This is a genomic window from Stenotrophomonas sp. GD03819 (assembly GCF_029841665.1).
Lineage (GTDB): Bacteria > Pseudomonadota > Gammaproteobacteria > Xanthomonadales > Xanthomonadaceae > Stenotrophomonas > Stenotrophomonas geniculata.
Genome location: NZ_JAOCEW010000015.1, coordinates 62,733 through 89,195, shown reverse-complemented (window position 1 = coordinate 89,195; position 26,463 = coordinate 62,733). Strand labels below are relative to the sequence as shown.

Sequence of the window (26,463 nt, the reverse complement as noted above, 5' to 3'; positions counted from 1 at the left end):
CCGAGGCATCCCCGGGCCCATGCGGCTCACGCCCCCTCAACCGGACCCACCCCGCCTTCGACAGTTGGCCGCGAGCTGTCGGGACGGCCGAGGCCCGGAAACGAGAACGCCCACCGGGTGGTGGGCGTTCTCGTGGCGTGTTGGCGCGCGGCCAACCGGCCGTTACATCACCTTCGACTGCTCCAGCTCGACCTGCAGGGTGCTGGCCAGCTCGTCGCGGGAGACTTCGAACTGCTGCTCGCGCACCAGGTCCTTCACCGCCACCACGCCGCGCGTCAGTTCGTCCTCACCGGCCAGCACCACGAAGCGGATGCCGGCCTTGGCGGCGTACTGGAACTGCTTGCCGATCTTCTTCGGCTCCATCTGCACTTCGGTGTTGATGCCACCGGCACGCAGGCGACGCGCGATGTCCAACGACTGCGGCATGCCCTGCTCGTCCATCAGCGCCACCAGCGCCTGCACGCTGCTGGCTTCGATCCCGTCAATGAGGCCGGCCTCGCGCAGCTGCCAGAACAGGCGCGACAGGCCGATGGAGATGCCCACGCCCGGCAACTTGGACTTGCTGTAGTGGCTGGCCAGGTCTTCGTAGCGGCCGCCCGAGCAGATCGAGCCGATCTGCGGGTGGTCGGTCAGCGTGGTCTCGTAGACGGTGCCGGTGTAGTAGTCCAGGCCGCGCGCAATGGAGAAGTTCAGGCAGTACGCGGTTTCCGGCACGCCCAGCGCCTGCACCAGCTGCAGCACTTCGCGCAGTTCGGCCACGCCGGTACGCAGGATCTCCGAAGAACCGGCGTCGGCTTCAAGCGTTGCCAGCTGCGCCAGCGCATCGGCATGGCCCTGCGAACGCACGGCCACGAATGCCAGGATCTTCTCGACCTGTTCGGCCGGGATGTTGAAGCCCTCGCCCACCAGCGTCTCGCGTACGTAATCGGCGCCGCGCTTGTCCAGCTTGTCCACTTCGCGCAGAACCGCCAGCTGGCGCTCGCCTTCGGCCACGCCCAGGCTCTCGAAGAAGCCGCGCATCAGCTTGCGGTTGTTCAACTGGATGCTGAAGTCACCGATGCGCAGTTCCGAGAACACCGCGTGGATGACCGCCAGCACTTCGGCGTCGTACCGCACGCTCAGGCTGTCCTTGCCGATCACGTCGATATCGCACTGGTAGAACTCGCGGAAACGGCCGCGCTGGGCACGCTCGCCACGGTAGACGCGCTGCATCTGGTAGCGGCGGAACGGGAAGGTCAGTTCGTGCTCGTGCTCGGCCACGTAGCGTGCCAGCGGCACGGTCAGGTCGAAGCGCAGCGCCATCTCCGGCAGCGAACGGTCGCCCGATTCGGCCGCATTGGCCAGCGCACCGGTGGACTGCACGAAGTACACCTGGCGCTCGGTCTCGCCGCCGGATTTGGTTAGCAGCACATCGGACAGCTCGAACACCGGCGTCTCCACCGGCAGGAACCCGAAGCGCTCGTAGTTGCGGCGGATGACGTCCAGCATGCGCTGGAACGCAATCTGCTCGCGCGGCAGCAGTTCAAGGGTGCCGGGCGGGGTACGGGGCTTGATCACGGGCGGAACTCCTGCTGGAACGGGACGTGGGAGGGGGCGACATTCTAGCGCCCCCGCCTCGGGCAGGGTCGAACGGCCGCTTGAAGTATCATAAGGCCCTCCCCGCCCGCGATACGCCCCCCCGCAACATGTCACGGCCATCCGGCGCTCCGCCCGCCACCAACGATCCCGCCTCGCCGTCCTGCACCACGCTGGACTGCCTGCACTGCTCGGTTCGCCACCTTGCGGTGTGCTCGGCGCTGTCGCCCGATGAAGTGCAGGCGCTGGAACAGGTCACCGTCTCGCAGCAGGTCAGCATGGGCAGCACGCTGGCCCGCACCGGTGAAGAGCGCGACCATGTCTATACATTGACTGCCGGCGCACTGCGCCTGGTGCGCACCCTGGCCGACGGCCGCCGCCAGATCAACGGCTTCGTGCTGCCCGGCGACTACCTGGGCCTGAGCGGCAGCGACCACCACCGCTACGACATCGAGGCCATCGCCGACAGCCGGGTATGCCGCGTCGCGCTGCCACAGATGAAAGCCCTGCGCAGCCGTTTCCCGCACTTGGAGCGCAAGCTGCTGCAGCGCGCCTGTCAGGAACTGGATGCCGCGCAGGACGCCGCGCTGGCGCTGGCACGCCTGCAGCCGGCCGAGAAGCTGGCCGATTTCCTGCTGCGCCTGGCCGCGCGCGAGGCCAAGCTGGGCGGCGACGGCCTGCGCGTGTCGCTGCCGATGGGCCGTGGCGATATCGCCGACCATCTGGGCCTGACCATGGAAACGGTCAGCCGCACCTTCACCAAGCTGCGCCAGCAGGGGCTGATTGCCCTGCCCCACCTGAACGTGGTGGAGATCCTCGACGAGGATGGGCTGCGCACGCTGGCCGGTGAAGGGTTGATCTGACCGCATCGCGGTTGGTGGGGTTGCCGGCCAGCGGCCGGCACTACCCGTGTTGCGCGAAGGGCATTGTAGAGTCGAGCCATGCTCGACTCATCGCGCCGTGCGCGAACAACAGCCGAGCATGGCTCGGCTCTACATGGGAGCCAACACCTCACGCAACGCCGCGTAATCGGCGGCCAACGGTTCGGCGTGCGCCGGCCGCTGCAACAACGCATCCAATGCAGGCGGCACGGCCACGGGTTCGCCGATCAACGGTTCGACCACAGCCTCGAACTTGGCCGGATGGGCGGTAGCCACCACCGCCCAGTCACCCTTGGCACCACGCGCGCGCAGGTCCTGCAGCACCTTCACCGCCGTCGCCGTGTGCGGGCAGAACAGTTCGCCACTGCTGGCATACGCTGCGGCAATCGTGGCGCGGATGGTCACGTCGTCCACCGCGAACGCACGGAACGCAGCGCGCAGCTCGGCATCATCTCCGTGGTAAAGCCAGCGCAGGCGTTCGAAGTTGCTTGGCGCCCCTACGTCCATTGCATTGGCCACGGTGGCCACACTGGCCTGCGGCTGGTAGTCGCCGCCGCTGAAGTACGCTGGCAGTATCACATTGGCATTGGTGGCCAGCACGATCTGTCCGATCGGCACACCCAGCGCACGCGCCAGCACCGCAGCCATTGCGTTGCCAAGGTTGCCGGTCGGCACCACCAGGTTGAGCCGGCGACGGGTTTCAGCATGATGGGTCAGTGCCGCATGCGCGTAGTAGCTCATTTGCGGCAGCAGGCGGCCCAGGCTGATGCTGTTGGCCGAGCTCAGCGGCACCTGTGCCTGTAGTTCGCGGTCAGCCAGCGCCTGCTTGACCATGGCCTGGCAGTCGTCGAAGGCACCGGCCACGCGCAGCGCCTGGATGTTGTCGCCGAAACAACCGAGCTGGTGCGCCTGCCGCGGTGACACGCGGCCATCCGGATACAGCACCACCACGCGCACGCCCGGCTGGCGATGGAACGCCGCCGCCACTGCAGCACCGGTATCGCCGGACGTGGCGACAACAATGGTCAGATCGCGGTCCTTACCGGCCTGCAGCCGCGACAGCGTTCCCGCCAGGAAGCGCGCACCGATATCCTTGAACGCCGCCGTCGGCCCATGGAACAGCTCCAGCACATGGTCACCGCCGCCCAGTGGACGCAGCGGCACCGGAAAGTCAAACGCCTCGCGGCAGATCGATGGCAGCGCTGCCTCCAGAGCATCACCTGCGAAGAACGGTGCCAGCAGATCGGCGGCGGTATCGGCCAGCGTTGCGCCGGCCTGCAGCTCACGTGGCGCCGGCAGCACCTGCGGAACATACAGCCCACCATCGGGCGCCAATCCTGCAGCGATCGCCGCACTGAGGCCGACGGACGGGGACTGGCCGCGGGTCGAAACAAATTGCATGGGTTGGGTATCCAGTAAAGGGGAAGGATTCAGCACAAGCGGGCTCCCGGTGCATCCAGCGGCGACACCCAGGCATCGCTGTCGAAACCGGCGGCGGCGAATGCCGCCTGCACCGGTGCGGCAGCGGCGCGGGCGTGGTCGGCGTCCTCGAACCAGGCGAACACGCTGGGGCCAGCGCCCGAAATGCCCGCGCCCATCGCATGCGCAGACAGCGCCGCATCGCGTGCGGCCTCGAAGCCCGCAATCAGGCCGGCGCGGCGAGGCTCCACCAGCACATCACGCAGGCCTGCGCGGACCAGCGCGGCGTCGCTGCGATGGCAGCCACTGAGTACCAGCGCAAGGTTCGCACTCTGTGCCACGAATTCGCCCAGCGCATAGCTGCCGTGCAGCGCCTGGCGTGCGCGGCGTGTTTCCAGTACCGCGTGCGGATGCACCAGCAGGCTGTGCCAGGTAGCCGGTACCGGAATCGGCAGCAGGCGGTCGGCCGTGCACAGTGCAAGCCCGCCCAGCAGCAATGGCCCCACGTTGTCACCGTGACGGCCACCACTGGCCACCGCCTCGCCATCCAGCGCAAACGGATACAGCGCCTCGCGCGTCAGCGGCGCATCCAGCAGTGCATTGGCGGCGACCAGCGCAGCGACGCACGACGCTGCCGAACCGCCCATGCCGGAGCCGAACGGAATGCCCTTGTCAATCTCCACCGCGAATCCGAAGTCCAGGGCCAGCCCTGCGCGAAGCGACATCAGCGCAGCACCTGCGGTGTTTCCAGCCGCATCCAGTGGCAGCTCAACCGCACTGCCACGTATCGCATCGATGCGCACCACCGGTTCATCGATGCGGCGCACGCTCACGGTATCGCCAACACCGGCAATGGCATGACCAAGAATGTCGAAGCCCACCGCCACGTTGGCCACCGACGCAGGCGCGAACGCACGTGCGATCACAGGCGCGCTCCTTCGCCGGCGGCCACCCGCAGCAGGTCGGCGAACACACCGGCCGCGGTCACTTCCGGGCCAGCGCCCGGCCCCTGCACCACCAACGGATTGTCGCAGTAACGGCGGGTACGGAACTGCACCACGTTGTCGGTCAGCCGCAGGTTGGCGAAGGCGTGATCGGCGGGCAGTTCCTGCAGGCCCACCGAGGCGCCGCCGGCACCCAGCTGCGCCACGTAGCGCAGCACCGCGCCACGCGCCCGCGCGTCCTGCAGGCGCTGAAGCAGGCTGGCATCGGACTCGCCCAGCCGCGCCATGAAGTCATCCACGCTGCCCTCGCGCAGCAGCGCCGGCACCAGGCTTTCCACCTGTACCTGTTCCAGGCTGAGTGCGTGGCCGGCCTCGCGCGCCAGGATCACCAGCTTGCGCGCCACGTCCACGCCGGACAGGTCATCGCGCGGGTCCGGCTCGGTGTAGCCCATCGACCGCGCCTGCGCGACCAGCTGCGAGAACGGCTGGCTGCCATCGAAGCGGTTGAACAGCCAGGCCAGCGTGCCGGAGAAGATGCCCTCGATCGCCAGCACTTCATCACCGGTATCAACCAGGTCACGCAGCGTGGTGATCACCGGCAGGCCTGCACCCACCGTAGCCTCGTAGCGGAAGCGTGCGCCACTTGCCGCCGCCGCGGCGCGGATGCGCTGGTAGCGCGGCAGCGGCCCGGCCCCGGCCTGCTTGTTCGGGGTGACCACATGGATGCCGGCCGCCAGCCAGCCCTCGTAGCGCTCGGCCACCTCGGCGCTGCCGCTGCAGTCGATCACCACCGCATGCGGCAGGTGCGCGGCCAGCAGGTGTTCGGTGAAGCGATCCAGATCGCTGCACTCGCCGGCGCCCTGCAGAGCCTCCCGCCAGTCGGCGTGCAGGCCGTCCACTTCCAACCGCATGCGCGAGCGTGAGGCCAGTGCACGCAGGCGCAGGTCGACATTGGCCTTGGCCAGCAGCTGCGGGCGGGCCGCCAGCAGCTGGTCCAGCAGTGCGGCACCGACATTGCCCGGCCCGATCACACCGACCGCGAAGGTCTGCGGCGACAGCCAGAAACCGGCATGCGCCGCGCGCAGCGCGCGGGTGGCATCGGCGCTGTCCACCGCGACCGAGATGTTGCGTTCGGACGAGCCCTGTGCGATCGCCAGGATGTTCACCTGCGCACGCCCCAGTGCCTCGAACAGGCGTGCGGCCACACCGGGCTGGCCGGCCATGCCGTCACCGACCGCCGCCAGTACGCTGACGCCCTCACTGACCTGCACGCGCTGCACCTGACCGACCGACAATTCGTGCGCGAACGCGTGCAGCAGCGCCTCGCGGCCACGCGCCGCTTCAGCAGCACGCACCACGCAGCAGATCGAATGCTCCGACGAACCCTGCGAGATCATCACCACCGACACCTGTGCCTGGCGCAGGGCCGCGAACACGCGCTCGGCCGTACCGGGTACACCGATCAGGCCGGTGCCTTCCAGGTTCAGCAGGGCCAGCCCGGGGCTCAGGGTCAGGCCCTTCACTGGCCCGCGCGGCGAGCGCTCGGCACTGATGCGCGTACCCGGATGTGCCGGCTGGAACGTGTTGCGGATGAAGATCGGCAGGCCCAGGCGGATTGCCGGCGACATCGTCTGCGGATGCACCACCTTGGCACCGAAGTAAGCCAGTTCGCAGGCTTCGTCGTAGCTCAGCGATTCCAGCTGCACGGCTTCAGGCACCAGCCGCGGGTCGGCCGACAGCACGCCGTCGACATCGGTCCAGATGTGCAGTTCATCGGCGTTGAACAGCGCGGCGAAGATCGCGCCGGAGTAATCGCTGCCGTTGCGGCCGAGGGTGGTGATACGGTCATCGCGATCACGCGCGACGAATCCGGTGGCAACCAGGCGCGATTGCGGGTGCTGCAGACGCCACTTGGCCAGGCGGTCGGCACTGGCTTCCCAGTCGACATCCACGCCCAGTTCACCGTGCCCAACCACCAGCACATCACGCGCATCGAGCACCGCACACTCTTCGCCCAACGCCCGCAGGTGGGTGCCAAGCAGCTGCGCGGAGAACACTTCGCCCAGGCCCTGCACGCGGTCCAGGACCTCGCGCGGCAGTTCACCGATCACCGCCAGCGCGGCCAGCACTTCGGCCAGCTGATCAAAGCGGGCGTCGATCCATTCGACCGTCTCGCCCACCTGCTCGCCCAACAGCGCCACGGCGGCGCCGCGATGGCGCGCGCGCAGCGCATGCCACGCTTCACGCCAGCTTTCATCACCCTTGGCCGCGAGCTGGGCCAGTTCGATCAGCGCGTCGGTGACGCCCTTCATCGCCGAGACGACAGTGACCTGGAGCGATTCGGGGCGGGCCAGCAGCAGGCCGGCAACATGGCGATAGCGTTCGGCATCGGCCACCGAGGTGCCGCCGAACTTGTGCACGACAGTGGACGGTGCAGCCAGTTCGGCCGGGGCAACGGGATGAGCGGGGGCGTGGGAAGACATGCAGACCTCGGCAGGAGGCCCCGTCGCATGCAGGTGTCGAGTTTCCCCGCCACCTGTATGGTGCGGGGCCGTGGTTTTCGGGAGTTACACGAAGACGACGGGCCGCACCAGGGCAGTGGTGACGGTGGTGGTGGTAATGGTGGTGGTGGCGACCGGCGCAGTCGAACGGCCCGCGGCGGCGGGGGCGATCAGGCTGGCGTGGGCGGCATCAAGAACCATGGCGTACAGAAAACACTGCGCGCCGGGCGGCTGTCAAGTGCTGCGATGCAAAAAACCATTGCGGCGATCATCGGCCAACGTGCGGGCATTTGGTTGCATCTGAGACCAAGCGGGCATCAGCACGCTTGACGAGCGCATTCAGCCGGCATGTTCGGCGATCGCCCGCGGCGTGCGGTGGGCATGCGCGCACCGCATCACGCCGGACAGCAGCAACACGATGGCCAGCGCTTCCAGCAGCGTCGGCCAGCGCTGCTGCCAGGCGAAGGCATACAGCAGCGCGAACAAAGTCTCGAACACGATCATCTGGCCGGTCAGGGTCAGTGGCAGCAGGCGGCTGGCGCGGTTCCAGAATGCGTTGCCGAGGATCGAGGCCACCACTGCCACACCGGCGCTGATCGCCCAGAAACCACTCCACTGTGCCGCTGTGTGCCCGCCGGTGTGACCGATGAAGGCCATCGGCACCAGCAGCAGGGCCAGGCCGCCAGTCGTCACGCCGGTCAGCAGCGACCAGTCATGGCTGGACAGGTCCGGTCGGCGCGCCAGCCAGCGGCTGTTGCCGATCGAGTACAACGCCCACGAGAACAGCGCGCCGAACGCGCACAGCAGGCCGATCAGGCGCTGCCGCCACGGGGTTGCCAGATGCTCGGACATCAGCGCTTCCCAGCCAACCAGTCCCACGCCGAGCACGCACAGGCCCAGCGCCGGCAGCAGCTGCCTCAGCGGTACCGCCCCCTGCTCGCGCACGCCAACCAGGGTGACCACCACCGGAATCAGGCCGACAATCAAGGACGCCGCCGCGCCACCGGCCCACTGCACCGCCGTGGCCAGCAGCAGGAAATACACGAGGTTCCCGGCCAGGCTCAGCCACAGCAGGCCGATCCATTCGGCGCGGCCCAGCCGCGGCGCCAGCCGCTTCCATCGCGGCAGCAGCAGAGCTACGGCGATCAGGCCGTAGACCAGATAGCGACCGGCCGACAGTTGCAGGGCGTTGAACGACTGCAGCACGGCGGGCGCGAGGAAAACCACGCCCCACAGTGCGCCGGCGGCAACGCCATTGGCGATGCCCAGGGCCATCGGGTTGTTGCGCATTCGGGTTCTTCGGGGGAGAGAACGGGCCGCGCAGTGTAAGCGCTGGCCGCTGGGCGCTCTTGACCGAGGCTACTGCATTGTCACCTCTGTAGAGCCGAGCCCATGCTCGGCTGCGATTCGCCCTTGTGCAGATAAGGGCAGCCGAGCGTGGGCTCGGCTCTACAGATCAGCCGGCGCTCCTGCGCCACGCGGCCGGGGTCTGGCCACACTCGCGGCGCAGCGCACGGGTCAGTGCGCTCTGCTCGGAATAGCCTGCGGCCAGCGCGATATCGCTGATCGGCGCCGTGCTGGTGCGCAACCGATGCTTGGCCCAGCGCAACCGGCACGCACTGAGCCAGGCTTGCGGGCTGAGCCCGAACTCCTGCTGGAACAGCGCGTGCAACCGGCTCTCGCTGACCCCGACGAACGCGGCCATGCGCGCCACCGGCCACGCACGCCCGGGGTCGGCCTGCACCGCCGCACACAGGCCCTGCATGCGCGCGCCACTGCCAGCAGGTGCAAATACCTGCAGCAACTGCGGCAGCAGCGCCGGCATCGGCTGCCCTGCCTGCACCTCGGCCAGGCGCCGACGCAATGCCAGCGGCAGATGCAGCCAGCGCTGCCGGCACAGATGCTCCTGCGTGCCGTCATCGAGCACGCCCGGAGGACAGTCAACGATCACGAATCCATTGGGACCGTCAGCCATCTGGTCATGCGCTTCGCCGGCGGCAACAAAAGCCCCCTGCAGCAGGTCCAGCCGACCACCGCGCCCTTCCATCTCGAACTGCAGCTCACCCTGCAGCGGGAGCACCCACTGCGCGTAGTCATGCCGATCCAGGCCAGTGGCCTGCCCGTAGTGCCGCAGATGGAAGATCGCGCCCATCCGCGCAGTGTGCGCGTGTAACAACGGCCGTGCAAACCGCTGCTATAGTCGATCCGTCATCCAACGCAGGGAGTGCAGGACATGACCCATCAGCAGGTGTCCCTGGTGCTCACCACCAGCCTCGGCCTGATGCTCGCAGCTCCGGCCTCCGCACAGGAGCGTACGCCACCGGCTCCGCACTGCATGGACGCTGTCGGCGTACAGGAAGTGGAGCAGGCTTCACCGCGCTCGATCGCACTGCGCGCCGCCTCCGGCCAGGCCTATCGGATCGACTTCAACGAAGATTGCCCCGGTGTCCGCGGTGCCACCTCGTTGAAGCTGGAAGCCCCCGCCGGCTGGGCCTGCGGCCGCCCCAGCGAACGCGTCGTGGTCGACGGCCGCCGATGCGCCATCAGCGCGGTCACCCCGCTGCAGGATCGTGACTACGCCAGCGTCGCCCGCGACAGCGACCGCCTGCGCACGGCCACCCTGCCCGCCGTGACCATCCGCGAACGCAAGGAGGTACGCCGCTGCTTCGGCGGCTCACCGTCCTACTGCTTTGCCACGCGCAACGTGCGCGCCTAGTCCTCCGACCCGCAGGGCATGCTGGTGGAGACCAATCCGCACCGAAATGGTGGCCATCGCTACTACCGGGTCGAACTCGGCAGCCACTGCCGCCAGCTCGACCGCGCGCCGCAGCTGAGCTTCCACTCGGGCCTGCAGAATGGCTTGATCTGCGGCAATCCTGGCGATCGGATCATGGCTGCCGAGTTCGAGACAGACGATCTGCGCAGTGAGAGCATCGCCCCGCTGCCGCAGTACACCCGCGGTAGCTGCGCGATCCAGGCGGTCTACCCGGCCTCCAGCCAGGCGTCGAACTAACCGTCGACGCCGAGGAAGGTGAACGGTGCGCTGGGCACGAAGTGACCCAGTGCATCGCCAGCGAAGGTGTTGCGCTGGTCCGGGCCGAGATCGAGCTTGAGCACCTTGCCGCCGAAATCGACCTTGTTCAGATCGACCCAGAAGGTGTTCGGGGTCAGCGCCGATTCGAAGAAGTACAGCCGCCGCTTGTGGTCAGCCACGGTGCGCCAGCGTGTGGATGAGATGTTCGGCTCGCCCGGCGTGGTGATGCCGTACGGCACCGAGGTGTTGCGGATCACGCTGAACACACTGGCCAGCGCCACCACCGGATCCTCGGCCTTGGGAATGGCGTTGATGTAGAACGAGGCGCGCGCGAAGCGGTCAGCGGAGCGGTTGGTACCCGGCAGCATCACCGTGCCGCCGATCTGCTGCCAGTAACTGTTGAGGGCCAGCTGCTGCTCGAAGATCGGCGAGTTGGTCATCACCTGGTAGCGCCGGTCATGGTGTATCACCTGGCGACCGCCGATGTACTCGACGATGGCGCTGTCGCCGCTGGCATCGGACAGTGAAAGATGCAGTGTTGCCTGCCGATCCTCGCCGGGCACCTTGTCGGTGACGATGGAGTACGGCTCACGCTTCAGCGCTGCCACTGCCTCCTCCACCGTAGCGAAGTTGTCCAGCACGTACTGTGCCCACAACGAAATCGCCAGGCCCGGTTTGTTGCCACGCTGCTGTGGATACTCCGATTCGACCAGCCACAGCAGGTTGGCCACCAGGCCCTTTTCGTTCATGCCATCGGTGGTCGACACGTCGTAGCCGGTGGCCACCACCGAACCGTAGCGCGCGGTCCAGGCCAACGACTTCGGGCCGGCCTGACCGGTGCGGGCAATGCCGCGCGGCAGTATGTAGAGGTTGGTCGCCACATCGACCTTCCAGTCCATCGAGCGCGCGGTGATCACATCGCCGTTGTCGCCCAGGTACACCGCACGCGTGCAGGCCAGCGCTGGTGCTGCTGCGGCGGCCAATGCGACCGCAAGCAGTGCCTTTTCCTTCCACTTCATCCGTGCCATGTCGTTGCGCTCCTTTCCCCGTGATCCATGGATATGACCCCATGCAGGGTGACACAGCGGTGAAGCCTCAGCGAAGCACGCGATCGTGCAGCCAGAAACCCGCAAGCATCGCCGGCACGAACCACAGCGCCTCGCGCGATCCCACCGCCAGCCCGGCAATGGCAGGGCCCGGGCAATAGCCTGCCCATCCCCAGCCGATGCCGAACAACGCCGCGCCCAGCACCAGGCGCAGATCGATACCGCGCGCAGCGGGCAACTGGAAGCGCGTTGCGCACAACGGACGCGCGCGCCGCAGCACCCAGCGCTGGCCAACCGCGCTGACCAGCAGCGCAGCGGCCAGCACCCAGGCCAAAGTGGGGTCAAAATCGCCGGCGATGTCGAGGAAACCAAGGATGCGGCGAGGATCGGTCATGCCGGCCAACGCCAGGCCTGCGCCGAAAAGCGCGCCTGCCGCACCGGCGGCCACCATCGCGCGGCTCATGCCAAGCCTCCGCCGTGACGGATCAGGAACGTGGTCAGCATCGCGCAGGCCATGAACACCAGCACCGCCAGCAGCGACCGCTTTGAGCCGCGGGCCAGGCCGCAGACGCCGTGTCCGCTGGTGCAACCATTACCCAACCGCGAACCGAAGCCGACCAGCAGGCCGGCGCCGACCAACTGCCACGCAGACAAAGCGTCACGCAGCAGGACGCGGGGCGCTTGCCCTGGCGCGGCCTGCCACCACAGCACCAGCCCTGCAGCGGCAAGCAGGCCGAGCAGGAACGCCCAGCGCCAACCTCGCTCACCTGGCGCGGCACGCACACTGCCAGCAGCGATGCCACTGATGCCGGCCACCCGGCCCGTGGTTGCCAGCAGCACCACCGCCGCCGCACCGATCAACGCGCCCCCCGCCACCGCGGCCCACGGCAGGGTCATGACCTGCCTCCGCCCATTCCGTACATTCGCTTGCCTTTTGATTTATATTTTTCTAAATTAGCTTTTTCTAAATCAACAGGTCAACCATGGCCAGCACCCCGCTCGACAGCGCCGCCATGGCCGAGCACGCCTCGCAGGCTGCAGCCCTGCTCAAGAGCCTGGCCCATCCTGCGCGGCTGCGTGTGTTATGCCGCTTGGTCGAAGGTGAGGCGCCGGTGCCGGAACTGCAGGCACTGACCGGACTCAGCGCATCAGCGCTGTCACAACATCTGGCGGTGCTGCGCGGACTGGACATCGTCGCGACCCGGCGCGAAGCGCAGGCGATCCACTACCGCGTGATTGAAGGGCCCGCACTGGGCGTGCTGCAGGCGCTGCATGCCGCCTACTGCGGCGGCACCTCGCGTTGACGCTCAGCCGGCGTGCAGGACTGGCTGCACGACGTTGTCGAGCAGATCCACCGGCGTCGGCGCGGAACGATCGCCCTGGAGGGCACGGGTAAAACCCGACCAGTCGCTGGATGACAGCTGGCGCAGCAGCGCCTCTTCCACCGGCAACGCGCGCATCGACCAGTACGGAAACTGGCGCTGGCCGAGGCGGCCGCGCGCCAGTTCGATGATGTCGACATGGCTGCCGGCCTGCAGGATGCGCTCATAGACCGAATCGATACCGTCCGGCGGCCCCTCGATGTACTGCAGGAATCGCCCGCCGTCATGCAGCAGCACACCGGTCACGCCCGCCATCTTGTTGAAGCGGGCTGCATCGTCGACCAGCGCCCGCAACCGTTCAGCGGAAAGATCCGGCAGCGCTTGGCTGACATAGGCGATGGCACGCAGTGGCATGGTGCTTCCTTGACAAGATGTACACCCACGGTAGCAGTTGCGGAGGAGTCCGTCTCAACACCCGCGGGCGTTTCCTGAAGAATTCAGGTTGCTGCTGCAGGCAGCCCCTCGACGCGCCTCGGCAGCAGGGCTTCGAAGACCACCTGCCCGGCCTCGTTGCGCGCGGCGATACGCCCCCCATGCGCGCGCACGAACTGATCGACGATGTACAGACCCAGCCCCAGGCCCTTGCTCTGGTGGAAGCTGGCCTTGAACGGCTCGAACAACCGCGGCAGCAGCGCGTCGTCGATCTGGCCGGCGTTGCTCACACGCAACAGCACGCTGCGGGGGTCGCGCCCGTCCACCTCCACCCTCGCCTCGCTGCCATGGGTCAGCGCATTACCGACCAGGTTGGCGGCAACCTGGCCGAGACGGTCCAGATCGCCCTGCAGCCGCGTATCACCGTGCATGTCCAGATGGATCCGGCCTGCCCCATGCGCACTGCCCGCCTCAGCCACCACTGCGCGGGTCACGTCGGCCAGGTCGCAGGCACTGGCCTGCAGGCGCAGGCCGCCGCTGCGGATCCGCGAGAAGTCCAGCAACTGCTCGACCATGCGTGCCATGCGCAGGGTGCTGGCCTCCAGGTACTGCAGCGTCTGCTGCGCGCCAGTGTTGTCTTCGGGAAGATCCAGCGCCAGCTTGTCGGCACACAGCAGGATGGCCGACAGCGGCGTGCGCAGGTCGTGGGTCAGTACCGCGGCCATCGTTTCGTTGAGCTTGAGCGCGCGTTCCAGCGCCTCGTTGCGCGCCTTCAGCAGCTGCCGCTGCTGGTACAGCTCGATGAAGACATTGACCTTGCTCAGGATCACCTGCGGCGCCACCGGCTTGTGCAGGAAATCGACCGCGCCGCTCTCGTAGCCCTTGAACACGCGCAGGGGATCATCCGGGGAGGCGGTCAGGAAGATGATCGGCACGTCGCGGCTGCGATGCGAACCGCGCATCAGTTCGGCCAGGGTGAAGCCATCGATCTCCGGCATGTGCACGTCAAGCAGGGCCAATGCCACCTCGTGCTCGAGCAGCAACTCCAGCGCCTGCGCACCCGAGCCGGCCAGCAGCAGGTTGACCCCTTCTCGCTGCAGCAGGGCCTGCATGGCTACCAGGTTCTGCGGCACGTCATCGACGATCAGCAGGTTGACCGGGGTCTGCGGCTGCGCAGGATCCGGTGGCAACAGGTTCATGCAAACAACTCCTTCAGGCGGCGACACATCAGTTCAAGGGGCAGCACGGCATCGGCGCCGGCATGCTGCAGGGCGGAAGCCGGCATCATCGACGCCTCGGCCTCCTCGGGACATTGCAGCCAGGCACGGCCACCGGCGGCGCGCACCGCAGCCACGCCTTCACTGCCGTCGCTGCTGGCACCGGTCAGCAGCAGGGCCAATACCTGCCCGCCGAACACTGCAGCAGCGGAGTCGAACAGTGGATCGATGGCCGGACGGGGAAACAGCACCGGCGCATCCACCGACAACGCCACCGATCCCTCGTCCTCCACCAGCAGGTGGTAATCCGGCGGCGCGAACGTCACCGTACCCGGCTGCAACGGCTGCTTGTCTTCGGCTTCGCGCACCGGCAACGCGCAGTACGGCGCCAGCACCTCGGCGATGCGGCTGGTACGGTCACGCGGCAGGTGCAGCACGGCCAGTACCGGTACCGGCAGCGTACCCGGCAGTGCACCAAGTACCGCCTGCAGGGCGGCTACGCCACCGGCGGACGCGCCGATCACCAGCACGGCTGGACGCGCCGGCGACGCCATCAGGCCACCTTCCGGTACAGGCGATGCTCGCGCGAACAGACATCGAAGGCGTCATGGTGGCACCCGAACTGCAGCGACTCCTTGCTGCCCAGGCCAAGGAAGCCACGGTGCACCAGCGCTTCGCGGAACAGGCCGACGGCGCGGTCCTGCAGATCGCGGTTGAAATAGATCAGCACGTTGCGGCACGAGACCAGGTGCACCTCGGAGAACACGGTATCGGTAGCCAGGCTGTGGTCGGCGAACACCACGTTGCGACGCAGCTGGCGGTCGAACACCGCACCATCGTAGGCGGTGGCGTAGTAGTCGGACAGCGACGCCCTGCCGCCGGCGGCCAGGTAGTTGCGGCTGAACTGGGCCATCCGGTCGATGCCATAGGCACCCGCCTCGGCGGTGGCCAGCGCGGCCGGATTGATGTCGGTGGCATAGACGATGCTGCGATCAAGCAGGCCCTCTTCGTGCAGCAGGATCGCCAGCGACCACACTTCCTCACCGGTGCTGCAACCGGCCACCCACAACTTCACCGAGGGATAGGTACGCAGTACCGGCACCACCTGCTCACGCAGCTCACGGAAGTACGCGGGGTCACGGAACATCTCCGAGACCTGCACGGTGAAGAACTGCATGGCCTGGGCGAACAGTTCCGGCTCGTGCAGCAGCCGGTACTGCAGGTCGACCAGCCGTTCGCACTCGTAGCGCTGCATCGCCTGGCGCATGCGCCGGCGCAGCGATGACACCGCATAGCTGCGGAAATCGTAGTGGTAACGCTGGTACAGCGCCTCCAGCAGGACCTTCAGTTCCAGGTCGAACAGGGCCTGTTCGTTCATTGCCGCGAGCACCAGACCCGGCACAGCGAGACCAGCTTGTCGACGTCGATGGGCTTGGCGATGTAGTCGTTGGCACCGGCCTGCAGGCAGCGCTCACGATCATCGGGCATCGCCTTGGCAGTCAACGCGATGATCGGCAGGTCCTGCAGGTGACGCTGCGCGCGGATCTCGCGCATCGCGGCCAGGCCATCCTTCTCCGGCATCATGATGTCCATCAGCACCAGGTCGACGTCGCGCTCGGCCAGGCGATCCACCGCTTCCTGGCCGTTGCGCGCGATCTCCAGCGTCACGCCCAGCGGCTCGAGCACGCTGGACAGCGCGAAGATGTTGCGCACGTCATCCTCGGCCAGCAGCACGGTGCGTCCATCGAGCACGGTGTCACGGCGGCGTGCCTCGCGCAGCAGGCGCTGCTGGTCGGTCGGCAGGCTGGCCTCCACGCTGTGCAGGAACAGGGTCACTTCATCCAGCAGGCGCTCGGGCGAGCGCGCGCCCTTGATGATGATGCTCTTGGAGTAGCGGCGCAGGCGCTGCTCTTCCTCGCGGTTGAGCGCACGGCCGGTGTAGACGATCACTGGCGGGAAGCCGACATCATCGTTGCCGGCCATGTGCTCGAGCAGGTCGTAACCACTGCCGTCGGGCAGCGACAGATCCATCACCATGCAGTCGAACGTGACCGTGCTCAGCTGCTCCAGCGCACCGGCCAGAGTGCCCACCGCGACAATCTGCAGCTGATCACGGCCCAGCAGCAGTTCCAGGTTGTGGCGCAGCTCACTGTCGTCCTCGACGATCAGCAGACGCCGCACGTCGCGCTGGCTGGTCTGCTCCAGCTGCTCGATGGCCGACACCAGACGCTCGCGCGTGGTTGGCTTGATCGCGAAACCAATCGCGCCCAGCTCGCGCGCCACCTGGCTGCGGTCCATCGCCGAGACCACGTGCACCGGGATATGCCGGGTATCGGGGTTGCGCTTCAGGCGCTCCAGTACGCTCAGGCCGGACACGTCCGGCAGGCCGATATCGAGCAGGATGCCGTTCGGGCGCAGTTCGCTGGCCAGGGTCAGCGCCTCTTCGGCGGTCCCGGCCACCACGCAGTCAAAGTCCAGGTCATGGGCCAGGGCCACCAGTGCCTCGGCGAACGTGGCGTCGTCCTCAACGGCCAGGATCAAGCGGCCAGCGCGTTGGCGACGACCGCGGTCATCGGCCACGCTGGGCACCGTCGTGGTCGGCGCCACCGCGGCCGCTGCAGGTACCGGCATCGCCGGCACAGTCGCCGTGGCGGGCGCCGCCACGGGCGCCGCAGAGATGTCAGTGGCGTTCGATGCGGGCGCACCCTGCAACGGCAGTTCCAGGATGAAGCAGCTGCCGCGGCCCGGTTCACTGTCGACCTGGATGCTGCCGCCCATGCGCTCGGCCAGATCGCGCGAGATCGACAGCCCCAGGCCGGTGCCACCGTAGCGGCGGCGGGTGCTGCCATCGGCCTGGCGGAACGCCTCGAAGATGACCTGCAACTGCTCGCGAGCAATGCCGATACCGCTGTCGCAGACCTCGAACCGGATGCGGCCCTGGCCGCCCGCACGCACGTGCAGGCTGACCTTTCCATGCTCGGTGAACTTCACCGCATTGGCCAGCAGGTTCTTCAGGATCTGCTGCAGGCGCTGGCTGTCGACCACCAGCTGGCTCGGCGCCAGCGCATCGGCCTCGATCTGCAGGGCCAGGCCCTTCTGCCGCGCCATCGGCTCGAAGGTCTCGCGCAGGCGCTGCAGCACGCTGTCCGTCACCACCACTTCATCGGCCAGCTCGACGTGGCCGGCCTCGATGCGCGACAGGTCCAGGATGTCATTGATCAGCGACAGCAGGTCGTTGTTGGACGACAGGATCGCGCGCGCATACTTCACCTGTTCTTCGGTGAGCGTGCCGTCCTTGTTGTCGGCCAGCAGCTTGGCCAGGATCAGCGAGCTGTTCAGCGGCGTACGCAGTTCATGCGACATGTTGGCCAGGAACTCGGACTTGTAGCGCGAGGTGGCGGCCAGTTCGTTGCTGTTGCGCACCAGCTGGCTCTGCGCGACCAGCAGCGCCTGCTTCTGCGCCTCCAGCTCGTGGGTGCGCTCTTCCAGCTGGACGTTGCTCTGTTCCAGCTCGGCCTGCTGTTCTTCCAGATGGCTCTGCGACTGCAGCAGGCTGCGGCTCTGCTCTTCCAGTTCCTCATTGGCCACGCGCAGCTCTTCCTGCTGAGCCTGCAGCTCCTCGCCCTGGCGCTGGGATTCCTCCAGCAGCACCACCAACTGTGCACGCAGCAGTGATGCGCGCAGCGCCATGCCGATGGTCTCTGCACAGCGCTCCAGCAGCTCGACATCGAGTCGATCCTGTTCGCCGGCGCGGGTGCGTCCCAGTTCAACGATGCCCACGACCGCACCATCGCTGCTGATCGGCGCCAGGATGCGCTCGCGCACCGGCAAGCGCCCCAGGCTGGTCTGCAGCTCAAGCACCGAATCGTCACCCCCGTGCAGGTGGCGGATGCGTTCGTCCCGCGCCACCTGCCCGGCCACGCCCTCCTGCAATGCCAGCGACGCCGGCATGCCGGACGGCAATGCCAGGCCACCGGTCAGCTGCAGTCGCCCCCCTTCCAGGCGGTAGACGGCGGCGACATCCGCCTGCAGCTGGGCCCCCAGGCTGGTTGCCGCGGCCTCGGCGATCTGCTCGGGACCCAGGTCACCGCGCAGGCTCATCGCCACCGCGTTCTCGGCTTCCTGCAGCCACAGCGCCCGCATCGCTTCGCGCCGCGCCTGGATGGCGCGGGAGACGATCAACGCGATCATCAGGAACGCACAGCCGCCGATGCTTCGGTTGACCAGCGAGAACGCCGAATTCGAGCTGGCCGGGGCGATGTTGAACCCGATGACCAGCAGGACGCAGGCGAGCACAGCCACGATGAACGGCGCGCGTGCACTACGCTGGAACACCATGACGCCCACCGCCAGGAAATAGGCGAGCCAGACGGCATAGCCCAGTGGAACCACCAGCTCCAGGGCGATGGTCGCCCCCAGCAGCACGGCGGAGGTCATCCAGATCCAGCGGTCACGCGTGGTCGCACCAGGACGCATGCAGGTCGGTTCCAGCAAACAAAGGTGGGAGATGGTACCCCGTGTCGTATTCAGCCGCACAGTACGAATGGCACGTGCCATGCCTCTACACACTCTTCACACTGCACTGCCTAGCTTCACGTCCCTCCCAGGGGTAATGCTCATTTCCACGTGGACGCTGCCGCCTCTACGACGTCCGTGCTGACGGACCCTTCACGCCAACTGCGACTGCTGATCGACAGCGTGCGCGACCATGCGCTGTACCTGCTTGATCCTGATGGCATGGTCTGCAGCTGGAACCCGGGCGCGGAGCGCATCAAGGGCTATTCAGCCGATGAAGTGGTAGGCACGCACTTTGGCCGTTTCTATCTGGCTGCCGATCGCGAGGCGGGGGAACCGCAGCGCCTGCTCCGCCATGCAGCTCAACATGGCCACGTTGCCAGTGAAGGGTGGCGGGTACGTCGCGATGGCTCCTCGTTCCGTGCCAGCGTGGTCATCGAGCCGGTCGTCGAGGCAGGCGAGCTGCTCGGCTTCGTCAAGATCACCCGCGACATCACCGAGCAGTGGCAGGCACAACGACTGCTGCGCGACGCCCAGCGTGCGCTGCGCAACACCCAGCAGTTCGAAACCGTCGGCCGCCTCAGCCGCGGCCTTTCGCACGAATTCAACAACCTGCTGACCACCATCGGCAACGCGCTGGACCTGCTCTCACTGCGTGTAAGCGGTGACGATGCGCGTGCCGCCGAGCTGCTGGATGCTGCACAGGCAGCCACCGACCGCGGCGCGCTGTTGACCCGCCAGTTGCTGGCGTTCAGCACCGGCCAGACCCTGATCCGCGAGCCACTGGACATCAATGCCCTGGTACTGCAATGGCTGCCGGACCTGCAGCGCGCCTGTCCGCCTGCGGTGCTGCTGGAGTTACGGCTCACACCCGGCCTGCCCCTGGTGAACACCGATGCGATGCAGTTGCAGGCTGCGCTGGCCAACCTGGTGGCCAATGCCGCCGATGCCACCCTCGAAGGCGGCCGCATCCTGATCGGCACCGCATTGGAGCATCGGCTCGACCCGGATGCGGACTCCACGCTGCAACGGGGCTATGTCACGCTCAGCGTCTGCGATGATGGCCACGGAATGGCGGCCGACATCGCCGAACGGGCCACCGAGCCCTTCTTCACCACCAAGGACATCGGCAAGGGCAGCGGCCTGGGCCTGAGCCAGGTGTTCGGATTCACTACCCAGAGCGGCGGCTTCGTCGACGTGTCCACCACGCCCGGTGTCGGCACCACGGTCAGCCTGCTGCTCCCCGCAATGGAGGACCCTGCCGATGACCGATGACCCGATCCGCGTATTGATGGTGGAAGACCAGACCGATCTGCGTGAAATGATCGGCCTGGCCCTGCGCGACCTTGGCATCGATGTGGCCACGACCGCTGACGCGCATGAGGCCGCCGCCCTGCTGAAGAGCGAAGCACGTTTCGACGTGGTGTTCAGCGACGTCAGCATGCCCAACGGCATGTCCGGCATCGAGCTGAGCGAGCATGTGGCGCGCGAACAACCGCAGGCGCGGATGATCCTGTCGTCCGGCTATGCCCGTTCGCAGCTGCCGCCGCTGCCGGAACAGGTGGAGTTCCTGCCCAAGCCGTATCGGCTGCGCCAGCTGGTGCAGCTGCTGAAGCAAGCGTAAGCCACGGCGCCCCGGCAGCAAGCCCCTGCGGTCATCCCTTCATCGCCCCCCGCTGGAACGACGCCAGCAGCGTGGAGGCGGCCGCGGCCGGCGCCAGCCGACCACGTGCGAGTGACCAGGTGATGCCGTAGAAACAGGTCCAATAGAAGTCCGCGAGCCACACTGCGGTGAAACCGACGTTGAACTCTCCGGCCGCCTGACCACGCAGGAAAAACGCCTCGAAGCGCTCGCCGATCGGCGCCCAGCGCTCCGGCAGCAGATGCAGGTCGCCCTGGCGCTGCTGCTCTTCCATCATCCGCGCGAACAGCAGCGTCACCAGTTCCCAGTCCGCCAGCAGCGTGGCGGTGACCCGCTCCAGCACGTGGCGTGCATCACCGCCCTGGTCGAACCAGACCGCCGCCGCTTCCAGACGCTCGAAGCCTGCGGCGAACAGTGCTTCGTCTATCGCTTCACGTGTCGATGCAAACCGATACAGCGTGGCCCGGCTGATGCCTGCCCCCTGCGCCAGTTCGCTGAGCGTGCAGCGGGGATGGCTGACCAGGGTGGCTGCCAGGGCGTGGTGGAGGTCGCGGCGGGTGCGTGCTGCGGCAGGTCGCATGAAAACGCTGAGGTATGGGTTCGCCCTCACGCTAGCATGAATCATCAATTAATAAACTGAATCACGGATGATTCATCCGAATCACCAATGCGCTAAAACGGGTGTGCGTCCGGTGCACCCGGGTGGGTGCACGACAGGGAACGCGTCACAGGCATCGAAGGAGAGAACGCCATGCTGCATCCACTACGCGATATCGCTGTGCTGTTCGACGCCAGCGACACCGGGAATCGCGTTCTCAACATCGCCGCCGATCTGGCGCAGGCGCAGCAGGCGCATCTGGTCGCAGTCTCCACCGCCCAGCATCCCACCGACATCGCCAACGGCTTCGCGCGCGGCGCCGGCATCGCCGCCGCGCTCGACCATGAGGCGCGCGCGGATGCCGCCTGCACCGCACAGCTGATGCAGAACCTGCGAGCCGTGTCCGAGCCGCTGCAGATCAGCACCGAACTGCGCATCGTCTCGGACTATCTGGGCGGCGCCGACCTGGCCCTGCAGTCGCTGTACTGCGACCTGATCATCGCCGGCTATCCGCGTACTCCCGGCGCCCCTTCTGGCTGGCACCCGCTGGGCACCCTGCGCCAGACCGGCGTGCCGATGCTGCTGGTGCCGCCGCATTGGCAAGGCGATCAGGTCGGCCATCGCATTGTGGTGGCCTGGAATGCCAGCAAGCAGGCACGTCGCGCGGTGGCCGATGCGCTGCCCCTGCTCGCGCGTGCACAAGCGGTGCACCTGCTGATGGTCGACACGCCCAAGGCCGAGGCCACACCCGGCGCAGAGATGGCCCAGCATCTATCGCGGCATGGCGTTGAAGTGGAGATCCAGACGATCAGTTCGAGCCAGGGCGGCGTTGCCGCAACCATCCGCCAGCACGTACTCGATGCCGACGCCGACCTGCTGGTGCTGGGCCCTTACAGCCGCAGCCGGGTGATCGAGCGCGTGCTCGGCGGAGTCACCGAGGATCTGCTCGCCGAAGTACCGACGCCGCTGTTCGTATCACATTAGTGCCGCCCTGCCCCGACCGGCGGTAGCCGGTCAGGGATTGACCGGTATGCCGCCGGAAGTAGCGACACAGGTAGGACGCATCCTCGAAACACAGGCGCTCGGCGATGCGACCGATCGGCAATTCGCTGTAGGTGAGCAGTGCCTTGATCTCCAGCACCACCTGACGGTCGATCAATGCCTTCGGCGTCTCGTCGAAGCACTCGCGGGTCAGCTGCGAAAGATAGAACGGGGTGATGCACAGCGCCTCGGCGTAGGACTGCACGTCACGTTGGCGCGTGCTGCGCTGCCCGACCAGCTCCCAGAAGCTCCAGGCCAGGCGCTCGCGTCGGCTGACCTGCGCGGGCGCCCGCTTCTGCTTCGGCAGCAACGTGGCCATCTTCAGGAAGAAACTCTGCAGTAGATTGCGCAGCATCACGTGGCGATGCCGTCCACCGTTGTGTTGCGCGTCCATCATCAGCTGCAACCATCCCTGCAGCAACGGCACATCCAACGGTGACGGCCGGCAGTGCGGCTGTTCGTGCAGGAACTGGAACAGCGCATTGGGCAACACATAGGCCACCTCCGATGCCAGCGCTTTGGGCATCAGGCAGACCATCGCCAGGAAGCCGCGCGAGCGATGCCGCAGCAGCGCCAGCGTGTCCTCTGCCAGCACCAGCACATCATGACGCTGCACCGCTACTTCGCGGAAATTCAGTGCAAAGCGCGCGCACCCCGAGACGCATACCAGTACCACCAGATAGGCGTGACCGAACGACAACGGGACGCTCTGTCCTTCGGCCAGCGTACTGACCTCCAGCCGCATGGATTCGTCCTGGTCCAGAAGCTGGGGTACGCGGTCCATGGGCCGATCCGGCTGTATTCCGGGCCCCAGCATACTCGGGCTCGACCATCAGTTGTGAAAAGTACCGAAACCATCAAGGTCCCGTTCTGGGCCGGTCGCGCCTGGCGACCTAGCCTGTGCACTCTCTTTGTCTCCTTGGAATCGACATGCAGCTGCACACCGAACGCTTGATCCTTCGCCACTGGCGAGACACCGACGCCGCCGATCTGTACGAGTACGCCCGCGACCCGCGCGTGGGTCCGATCGCCGGTTGGCCGGTGCACACCAGTGTCGAGGAAAGTACCGAAATCATCCGCACCGTCTTCAACCAGCCAGAGGTCTACGCACTGCAGAACCGCGAAGACGGCCGCGCCATCGGCTGTGTCGGCATCCTGATCGGCGCTGACAGCAACTTCGAGATCAGCGACCGCGAAGGCGAGATCGCCTACTGGATCGGCGTACCGTACTGGGGCCGCGGGCTGGTCCCCGAAGCGGTGCGCGAAGTGATGCGGCATGCATTCCTGCAGCTGGAGCTGGAAGCGCTGTGGTGCGGTTACTTCGCTGACAACCTGCAATCGCTCACCGCGCAGCGCAAATGCGGTTTCCAGCATCACCATACCGAAGTGAACAAGTTCAACAGCTTCCTTGGCGACTACCGTACCGAGCACATCAGCCGCATCACCCGCGAGCAATGGTGTGCCCTGCAGGCCGCCACACCTGCTTGAACAGGATTCAGCCCGACGTGCGCTGCATGAACAGAAGTTCCGGCGTCGAGGACGCTTCAACCTGCAGGAAACCGAGATCGCGGTACAGGGCCACGGCGGCCGTATTATCACGATAGACGCGCAGGGTGAGGCGTTGGATACCGTCTTCACGCAGCGCCTGTGCACTCAAGGCCTGCATGAGCAGCCGGCCAAGGCCGCGCCCGCGTGCCAACGGGGAAACAATGATGCGGCCCAGGTGCGCGGTGCCGGAGCCGGTCATCCAGTACTGGCCAAAGCCTACGCAAAGATCTTGCTCGTCCAGCAGCGCCCAGCCCGGGCGCACCTCGAGCTCAAGCACCTGCGCGAACCGCTCCGGCGGCAGTGGAAACGGTACACCCGGGCCTGCCCAGCGCTGGGTGGCCCCGGCGGATTCGGGCCAGCTGGCGACGGTGGCGTAGTTCGAAGGCTGGACGGGGCGAAGGTTGGGTTCCATGACATTCATGGTGCGCCATTTGCACCGGATAGACACGCTGCATGGCCGCACTTGAGTTTTGTCATAGGACAATAAACAATTCCAGACGTCCAGTCGTCACGCCCCAGGCGCGGTGGCACCCAACCCATCCCAGTTCCGGGAGATCCCATGTTCAATGGCCTCAGCGCGTTTCCCCTGACCCTGCTCTCTGAAGCCGGCATCGACTTTCGGGCATTTGCGCACCTGATCGAGCGCCTGGCTGATTCCGGTGTTGATTCAATGGGCGTCCTGGGCTCTACGGGCAGCTACGCCTATCTTGAAAAGCCCGAGCGCAAGCGGGTGCTGCGCGAAGCACTCGCGCATGCCGGGGGCGTACCGGTGATCGCCGGCATCGGTGCACTGCGTACCCGGGATGTGCTGGAACTAGCGCTGGATGCGGAGGATGCGGGTGCTGCTGGCCTGCTGCTAGCTCCGGTGTCCTACCAGCCCCTGAAGGATCATGAGGTGCAAGCGCTGTTCGAAACCGTATGCGCTGCGGTGCGCACACCGATCTGCGTCTATGACAATCCCGGCGCCACGCACTTCCGCTTCTCCGATGCGTTGCATGGCCGCATCGCCGCGCTGCCCAACATCGCCTCGATCAAGATTCCGCGCCTTGCTGACGATCCGGCCGAGGCGGCCGCGCGCGTTGCGGCACTCCGTGCGTGCGTTCCTGCGCATGTGACGCTGGGCGTCAGTGGTGACGCCTCGGCGGTGCGTGGACTGCTGGCGGGGTGCGATGGCTGGTATTCGGTAACTGCCGGACTGTTCCCCGAGGTTGCGCTGCAGATCGTGCGGGCCGTGGGAAACAGCGATGCCGAGGGCGCCATGGCCCTCTCGGCACGACTGGCGCCGCTGTGGTCGTTGTATGACCGGTTTGGCGGGATTCGCGTCACGGCCTGCGCAGCGGCCCTGCTGGGGCTGTGCGGCGAAGACTGCCTGCCACTGCCGCTGCAGGGGCTGCGGGACGGCGAGCGCGAGGAAGTGGCGGTGGTGTTGGGTGGGCTGGGGCTGTTGTAGAAGCCCGGCGAGCGGTTGCCGCGCAGTGTGGCGGGTGGTGACCCCGGCCCGATTCGAACGGGCGACCTTCCCCTTAGGAGGGGGACGCTCTATCCAGCTGAGCTACGGGGCCATTGGCAGCGGGGAAGGATACCGCGTCTGGCTGAATGGACCAAGCGCGGGGCGTTCTGCAGGACGTCCAGCACCAGTATTCTGCGCACATCCACCCCCTGCACTTATACCGTCGCCGCATGATGACCTTCTGGGAGAGCCTGTCTGCGCTCGGCGACAGCCGCGCCTTGTTTCCGCTTGCCACTGTACTCGCCTTGTTCCTGCCAACCTCTCACCGCCACCTGCTGTGGCGCTGGGCCGTGGCCATCACTGTGGTCGCCGCGACCACTCTGGCCAGCAAGATCGCCTTCATGGGCTGGGGTTTCGGGTTGGAGCATCTGGATTTCACCGGCATCTCCGGGCATGCCGCCATGTCCAGCGTGCTCTATCCCGTGACCTTATGGCTGCTGGCCAGCGGCCGCAGCCGACACTTGCGGGCCTGGGCCGTCGCTGGCGCGGGGCTTGCAGTCGCGATCGGATACTCTCGACTGCCTTTGCGGGCCCATTCCCCCTCCGAGATCATCATAGGACTCAGCCTCGGCCTGGCTGCGTCGGCTTGGGTGCTGCGTCACGGGCAGACGCTGGGCAACATCCTGGCGGTGCATGGCCGCGCCGCGTTGCTGACCATTGCCGCCGCCATGACCACGCCGATATTGCTCGCAGATTTACACACTCATGACCTCGTGAAGGCCGCTGCGAAGACACTGTCCGGCCGCACGCAGGCATTCGAGCGCCAGAATCTACGCGGCAATTCGTCGCTAGGCAGAAGCCATCATTAGGCACGAAGTTTCCACAAATCTTGACAGCAAGGGTTCATCCGCAGAATATGTGAAAGGAATTTCCCCTGACGGAGCAGGCCTCCCATGTTCAAGAAGACGATCGCAGTTGTGGCACTGGCGGCCCTGTCCGCCTCCCCGATGATGAGTTTCGCGCAGGAAGCGCAGGCTACGGCCGGCACGGAGGCTACTGCGGCTGAAGTTGCCGGCGCAGAAGCTGCTGGCGTCTCGACCGCTGCAGTCGTGGGCACCACCGTAATCGGCGTGGCCGCCGCTGCCGTTGCCTACAGCATCGGCGGCGACAGCACGAGCGGCAGCAATGACGGCGGCAGCGGCACTGATCCGGGCGGCCCGGGTCCGGGCGGCCCTGGTACGGGTGGCACCGGCGGTACGGGCGGCACCGGCGGTACGGGCGGCACCGGCGGCTGATCA

At 66.9% G+C, this 26,463-nt stretch carries 27 protein-coding genes, 1 tRNA gene and 1 pseudogene; 11 read left to right on the top strand and 18 right to left on the bottom strand.

Annotated features, from left to right (window positions below):
* Positions 1–162 precede the first annotated feature (162 nt).
* Positions 163–1,557 carry a histidine--tRNA ligase gene (gene hisS / locus N5D45_RS10930; protein ID WP_279938905.1) on the bottom strand — a complete coding sequence of 465 codons (1,395 nt, stop codon included), beginning with the start codon at positions 1,555–1,557 and terminating at the stop codon, positions 163–165.
* 128 nt (positions 1,558–1,685) lie between these two features.
* Between hisS and N5D45_RS10925 the strand changes: the two genes are divergently transcribed.
* On the top strand, positions 1,686–2,438 hold the full coding sequence (locus tag N5D45_RS10925; protein WP_010482595.1) for a helix-turn-helix domain-containing protein: 753 nt from the start codon (positions 1,686–1,688) through the stop codon (positions 2,436–2,438).
* Between the two features lie 129 nt (positions 2,439–2,567).
* On the opposite strand, the gene thrC is transcribed toward N5D45_RS10925, so the two are convergent.
* From thrC to thrA, 3 genes are read right to left on the bottom strand one after another with little or no spacing between them, the layout of a single operon-like run.
* A complete protein-coding gene (gene thrC, locus N5D45_RS10920; protein ID WP_279938903.1) occupies positions 2,568–3,857 on the bottom strand; it encodes a threonine synthase in 1,290 nt (429 codons plus the stop codon).
* Positions 3,858–3,886: 29 nt separating this feature from the next.
* The gene (locus N5D45_RS10915; RefSeq protein ID WP_057503559.1) at positions 3,887–4,801 is read right to left on the bottom strand and encodes a homoserine kinase; all 915 of its coding nucleotides are present in this window, start codon (positions 4,799–4,801) and stop codon (positions 3,887–3,889) included.
* Positions 4,798–7,302 (bottom strand): bifunctional aspartate kinase/homoserine dehydrogenase I, encoded by a 2,505-nt coding sequence (gene thrA, locus N5D45_RS10910; RefSeq protein ID WP_279938901.1) that lies wholly within the window; start codon positions 7,300–7,302, stop codon positions 4,798–4,800. The genes N5D45_RS10915 and thrA overlap by 4 nt, the downstream gene beginning before the upstream one ends.
* A gap of 27 nt (positions 7,303–7,329) precedes the next feature.
* Between thrA and N5D45_RS10905 the strand changes: the two genes are divergently transcribed.
* Positions 7,330–7,650 carry a hypothetical protein gene (locus tag N5D45_RS10905; RefSeq protein ID WP_279938900.1) on the top strand — a complete coding sequence of 107 codons (321 nt, stop codon included), beginning with the start codon at positions 7,330–7,332 and terminating at the stop codon, positions 7,648–7,650.
* 9 nt (positions 7,651–7,659) lie between these two features.
* On the opposite strand, the gene N5D45_RS10900 is transcribed toward N5D45_RS10905, so the two are convergent.
* Positions 7,660–8,610 (bottom strand): DMT family transporter, encoded by a 951-nt coding sequence (locus N5D45_RS10900; protein WP_057503557.1) that lies wholly within the window; start codon positions 8,608–8,610, stop codon positions 7,660–7,662.
* Between the two features lie 166 nt (positions 8,611–8,776).
* Positions 8,777–9,472, bottom strand: coding sequence for an AraC family transcriptional regulator (locus N5D45_RS10895; protein ID WP_010482600.1), 696 nt, complete (start codon positions 9,470–9,472; stop codon positions 8,777–8,779).
* Positions 9,473–9,553: 81 nt separating this feature from the next.
* Here N5D45_RS10895 and N5D45_RS22565 point away from each other — a divergent pair.
* Positions 9,554–10,333 (top strand): annotated as a pseudogene (locus N5D45_RS22565) (DUF6491 family protein).
* Here the strand turns inward: N5D45_RS22565 and N5D45_RS10880 are convergent.
* The 3 genes from N5D45_RS10880 to N5D45_RS10870 all read right to left on the bottom strand — a co-directional run bounded on the left by N5D45_RS10880 (position 10,330) and on the right by N5D45_RS10870 (position 12,297).
* A complete protein-coding gene (locus tag N5D45_RS10880; RefSeq protein ID WP_019338492.1) occupies positions 10,330–11,382 on the bottom strand; it encodes a linear amide C-N hydrolase in 1,053 nt (350 codons plus the stop codon). The pseudogene N5D45_RS22565 and the gene N5D45_RS10880 sit on opposite strands and share 4 nt — an antisense overlap.
* Before the next feature lie 67 nt (positions 11,383–11,449).
* Positions 11,450–11,863, bottom strand: coding sequence for a DUF6691 family protein (locus N5D45_RS10875; protein WP_164193075.1), 414 nt, complete (start codon positions 11,861–11,863; stop codon positions 11,450–11,452).
* Complete coding sequence (locus N5D45_RS10870; protein ID WP_164193078.1) at positions 11,860–12,297, bottom strand: YeeE/YedE thiosulfate transporter family protein; 438 nt, start codon at positions 12,295–12,297, stop codon at positions 11,860–11,862. The genes N5D45_RS10875 and N5D45_RS10870 overlap by 4 nt, the downstream gene beginning before the upstream one ends.
* Before the next feature lie 86 nt (positions 12,298–12,383).
* Here N5D45_RS10870 and N5D45_RS10865 point away from each other — a divergent pair, with 86 nt between their 5' ends.
* A complete protein-coding gene (locus N5D45_RS10865) occupies positions 12,384–12,704 on the top strand; it encodes a metalloregulator ArsR/SmtB family transcription factor (RefSeq protein WP_164193081.1) in 321 nt (106 codons plus the stop codon).
* A gap of 3 nt (positions 12,705–12,707) precedes the next feature.
* On the opposite strand, the gene N5D45_RS10860 is transcribed toward N5D45_RS10865, so the two are convergent.
* From N5D45_RS10860 to N5D45_RS10840, 5 genes are all read right to left on the bottom strand, one after another.
* A complete protein-coding gene (locus tag N5D45_RS10860; RefSeq protein ID WP_010482608.1) occupies positions 12,708–13,136 on the bottom strand; it encodes a BLUF domain-containing protein in 429 nt (142 codons plus the stop codon).
* Between the two features lie 83 nt (positions 13,137–13,219).
* Positions 13,220–14,353, bottom strand: a complete 1,134-nt coding sequence (locus tag N5D45_RS10855) for a hybrid sensor histidine kinase/response regulator (protein WP_164193083.1) — start codon at positions 14,351–14,353, stop codon at positions 13,220–13,222.
* Positions 14,350–14,925: a chemotaxis protein CheB gene (locus N5D45_RS10850; protein WP_279938893.1), complete on the bottom strand. Its 576-nt coding sequence runs from the start codon at positions 14,923–14,925 to the stop codon at positions 14,350–14,352. The genes N5D45_RS10855 and N5D45_RS10850 overlap by 4 nt, the downstream gene beginning before the upstream one ends.
* Positions 14,925–15,749: a CheR family methyltransferase gene (locus N5D45_RS10845; protein ID WP_057503552.1), complete on the bottom strand. Its 825-nt coding sequence runs from the start codon at positions 15,747–15,749 to the stop codon at positions 14,925–14,927. The genes N5D45_RS10850 and N5D45_RS10845 overlap by 1 nt, the downstream gene beginning before the upstream one ends.
* Complete coding sequence (locus tag N5D45_RS10840; protein ID WP_164193089.1) at positions 15,746–18,847, bottom strand: response regulator; 3,102 nt, start codon at positions 18,845–18,847, stop codon at positions 15,746–15,748. The genes N5D45_RS10845 and N5D45_RS10840 overlap by 4 nt, the downstream gene beginning before the upstream one ends.
* Before the next feature lie 177 nt (positions 18,848–19,024).
* On the opposite strand from N5D45_RS10840, the gene N5D45_RS10835 reads away from it, so the two are divergent.
* Both N5D45_RS10835 and N5D45_RS10830 read left to right on the top strand, forming a co-directional pair.
* Complete coding sequence (locus N5D45_RS10835) at positions 19,025–20,161, top strand: PAS domain-containing sensor histidine kinase (RefSeq protein WP_019338487.1); 1,137 nt, start codon at positions 19,025–19,027, stop codon at positions 20,159–20,161.
* Complete coding sequence (locus tag N5D45_RS10830; protein ID WP_164193092.1) at positions 20,151–20,510, top strand: response regulator; 360 nt, start codon at positions 20,151–20,153, stop codon at positions 20,508–20,510. Before N5D45_RS10835 ends, N5D45_RS10830 begins: the two co-directional genes overlap by 11 nt.
* 31 nt (positions 20,511–20,541) lie before the next feature.
* On the opposite strand, the gene N5D45_RS10825 is transcribed toward N5D45_RS10830, so the two are convergent.
* Entirely contained in the window at positions 20,542–21,108 is a 567-nt protein-coding gene (locus tag N5D45_RS10825; protein ID WP_164193095.1) for a TetR/AcrR family transcriptional regulator, read from the bottom strand.
* A 171-nt stretch (positions 21,109–21,279) separates the two neighbouring features.
* Between N5D45_RS10825 and N5D45_RS10820 the strand changes: the two genes are divergently transcribed.
* Positions 21,280–22,110 carry a universal stress protein gene (locus N5D45_RS10820; RefSeq protein WP_279938891.1) on the top strand — a complete coding sequence of 277 codons (831 nt, stop codon included), beginning with the start codon at positions 21,280–21,282 and terminating at the stop codon, positions 22,108–22,110.
* Here the strand turns inward: N5D45_RS10820 and N5D45_RS10815 are convergent.
* Positions 22,058–22,951: a helix-turn-helix domain-containing protein gene (locus N5D45_RS10815; RefSeq protein ID WP_164193100.1), complete on the bottom strand. Its 894-nt coding sequence runs from the start codon at positions 22,949–22,951 to the stop codon at positions 22,058–22,060. The two genes, N5D45_RS10820 and N5D45_RS10815, sit on opposite strands and share 53 nt — an antisense overlap.
* 146 nt (positions 22,952–23,097) lie before the next feature.
* On the opposite strand from N5D45_RS10815, the gene N5D45_RS10810 reads away from it, so the two are divergent.
* Entirely contained in the window at positions 23,098–23,655 is a 558-nt protein-coding gene (locus tag N5D45_RS10810) for a GNAT family N-acetyltransferase (RefSeq protein WP_057503547.1), read from the top strand.
* Positions 23,656–23,662: 7 nt separating this feature from the next.
* Here the strand turns inward: N5D45_RS10810 and N5D45_RS10805 are convergent, their stop codons facing one another.
* Positions 23,663–24,127: a GNAT family N-acetyltransferase gene (locus N5D45_RS10805; protein WP_057503546.1), complete on the bottom strand. Its 465-nt coding sequence runs from the start codon at positions 24,125–24,127 to the stop codon at positions 23,663–23,665.
* 147 nt (positions 24,128–24,274) lie between these two features.
* Between N5D45_RS10805 and N5D45_RS10800 the strand changes: the two genes are divergently transcribed.
* The gene (locus tag N5D45_RS10800; RefSeq protein ID WP_164193103.1) at positions 24,275–25,165 is read left to right on the top strand and encodes a dihydrodipicolinate synthase family protein; all 891 of its coding nucleotides are present in this window, start codon (positions 24,275–24,277) and stop codon (positions 25,163–25,165) included.
* 35 nt (positions 25,166–25,200) lie between these two features.
* Here N5D45_RS10800 and N5D45_RS10795 read toward each other — a convergent pair.
* Positions 25,201–25,277: transfer RNA gene (locus tag N5D45_RS10795), tRNA-Arg, on the bottom strand.
* A gap of 118 nt (positions 25,278–25,395) precedes the next feature.
* On the opposite strand from N5D45_RS10795, the gene N5D45_RS10790 reads away from it, so the two are divergent.
* The gene (locus N5D45_RS10790) at positions 25,396–26,034 is read left to right on the top strand and encodes a phosphatase PAP2 family protein (protein ID WP_057503563.1); all 639 of its coding nucleotides are present in this window, start codon (positions 25,396–25,398) and stop codon (positions 26,032–26,034) included.
* Between the two features lie 84 nt (positions 26,035–26,118).
* Entirely contained in the window at positions 26,119–26,460 is a 342-nt protein-coding gene (locus tag N5D45_RS10785; protein WP_057503544.1) for a hypothetical protein, read from the top strand.
* Positions 26,461–26,463 lie beyond the last annotated feature (3 nt).

Bases quoted from the DNA above. Each gene is read 5' to 3' on its own strand.
- N5D45_RS10925 (WP_010482595.1), top strand. From the start codon at position 1,686: ATGTCACGGCCATCCGGCGCTCCGCCCGCCACCAACGATCCCGCCTCG.
- thrC (WP_279938903.1), bottom strand. From the start codon at position 3,857: ATGCAATTTGTTTCGACCCGCGGCCAGTCCCCGTCCGTCGGCCTCAGT.
- thrA (WP_279938901.1), bottom strand. From the start codon at position 7,302: ATGTCTTCCCACGCCCCCGCTCATCCCGTTGCCCCGGCCGAACTGGCT.
- N5D45_RS10905 (WP_279938900.1), top strand. From the start codon at position 7,330: ATGCAGGTGTCGAGTTTCCCCGCCACCTGTATGGTGCGGGGCCGTGGT.
- N5D45_RS10900 (WP_057503557.1), bottom strand. From the start codon at position 8,610: ATGCGCAACAACCCGATGGCCCTGGGCATCGCCAATGGCGTTGCCGCC.
- N5D45_RS10895 (WP_010482600.1), bottom strand. From the start codon at position 9,472: ATGGGCGCGATCTTCCATCTGCGGCACTACGGGCAGGCCACTGGCCTG.
- N5D45_RS10880 (WP_019338492.1), bottom strand. From the start codon at position 11,382: ATGGCACGGATGAAGTGGAAGGAAAAGGCACTGCTTGCGGTCGCATTG.
- N5D45_RS10875 (WP_164193075.1), bottom strand. From the start codon at position 11,863: ATGAGCCGCGCGATGGTGGCCGCCGGTGCGGCAGGCGCGCTTTTCGGC.
- N5D45_RS10870 (WP_164193078.1), bottom strand. From the start codon at position 12,297: ATGACCCTGCCGTGGGCCGCGGTGGCGGGGGGCGCGTTGATCGGTGCG.
- N5D45_RS10865 (WP_164193081.1), top strand. From the start codon at position 12,384: ATGGCCAGCACCCCGCTCGACAGCGCCGCCATGGCCGAGCACGCCTCG.
- N5D45_RS10860 (WP_010482608.1), bottom strand. From the start codon at position 13,136: ATGCCACTGCGTGCCATCGCCTATGTCAGCCAAGCGCTGCCGGATCTT.
- N5D45_RS10855 (WP_164193083.1), bottom strand. From the start codon at position 14,353: ATGAACCTGTTGCCACCGGATCCTGCGCAGCCGCAGACCCCGGTCAAC.
- N5D45_RS10850 (WP_279938893.1), bottom strand. From the start codon at position 14,925: ATGGCGTCGCCGGCGCGTCCAGCCGTGCTGGTGATCGGCGCGTCCGCC.
- N5D45_RS10845 (WP_057503552.1), bottom strand. From the start codon at position 15,749: ATGAACGAACAGGCCCTGTTCGACCTGGAACTGAAGGTCCTGCTGGAG.
- N5D45_RS10840 (WP_164193089.1), bottom strand. From the start codon at position 18,847: ATGCGTCCTGGTGCGACCACGCGTGACCGCTGGATCTGGATGACCTCC.
- N5D45_RS10830 (WP_164193092.1), top strand. From the start codon at position 20,151: ATGACCGATGACCCGATCCGCGTATTGATGGTGGAAGACCAGACCGAT.
- N5D45_RS10825 (WP_164193095.1), bottom strand. From the start codon at position 21,108: ATGCGACCTGCCGCAGCACGCACCCGCCGCGACCTCCACCACGCCCTG.
- N5D45_RS10820 (WP_279938891.1), top strand. From the start codon at position 21,280: ATGCTGCATCCACTACGCGATATCGCTGTGCTGTTCGACGCCAGCGAC.
- N5D45_RS10815 (WP_164193100.1), bottom strand. From the start codon at position 22,951: ATGGACCGCGTACCCCAGCTTCTGGACCAGGACGAATCCATGCGGCTG.
- N5D45_RS10810 (WP_057503547.1), top strand. From the start codon at position 23,098: ATGCAGCTGCACACCGAACGCTTGATCCTTCGCCACTGGCGAGACACC.
- N5D45_RS10805 (WP_057503546.1), bottom strand. From the start codon at position 24,127: ATGGAACCCAACCTTCGCCCCGTCCAGCCTTCGAACTACGCCACCGTC.
- N5D45_RS10800 (WP_164193103.1), top strand. From the start codon at position 24,275: ATGTTCAATGGCCTCAGCGCGTTTCCCCTGACCCTGCTCTCTGAAGCC.
- N5D45_RS10790 (WP_057503563.1), top strand. From the start codon at position 25,396: ATGATGACCTTCTGGGAGAGCCTGTCTGCGCTCGGCGACAGCCGCGCC.
- N5D45_RS10785 (WP_057503544.1), top strand. From the start codon at position 26,119: ATGTTCAAGAAGACGATCGCAGTTGTGGCACTGGCGGCCCTGTCCGCC.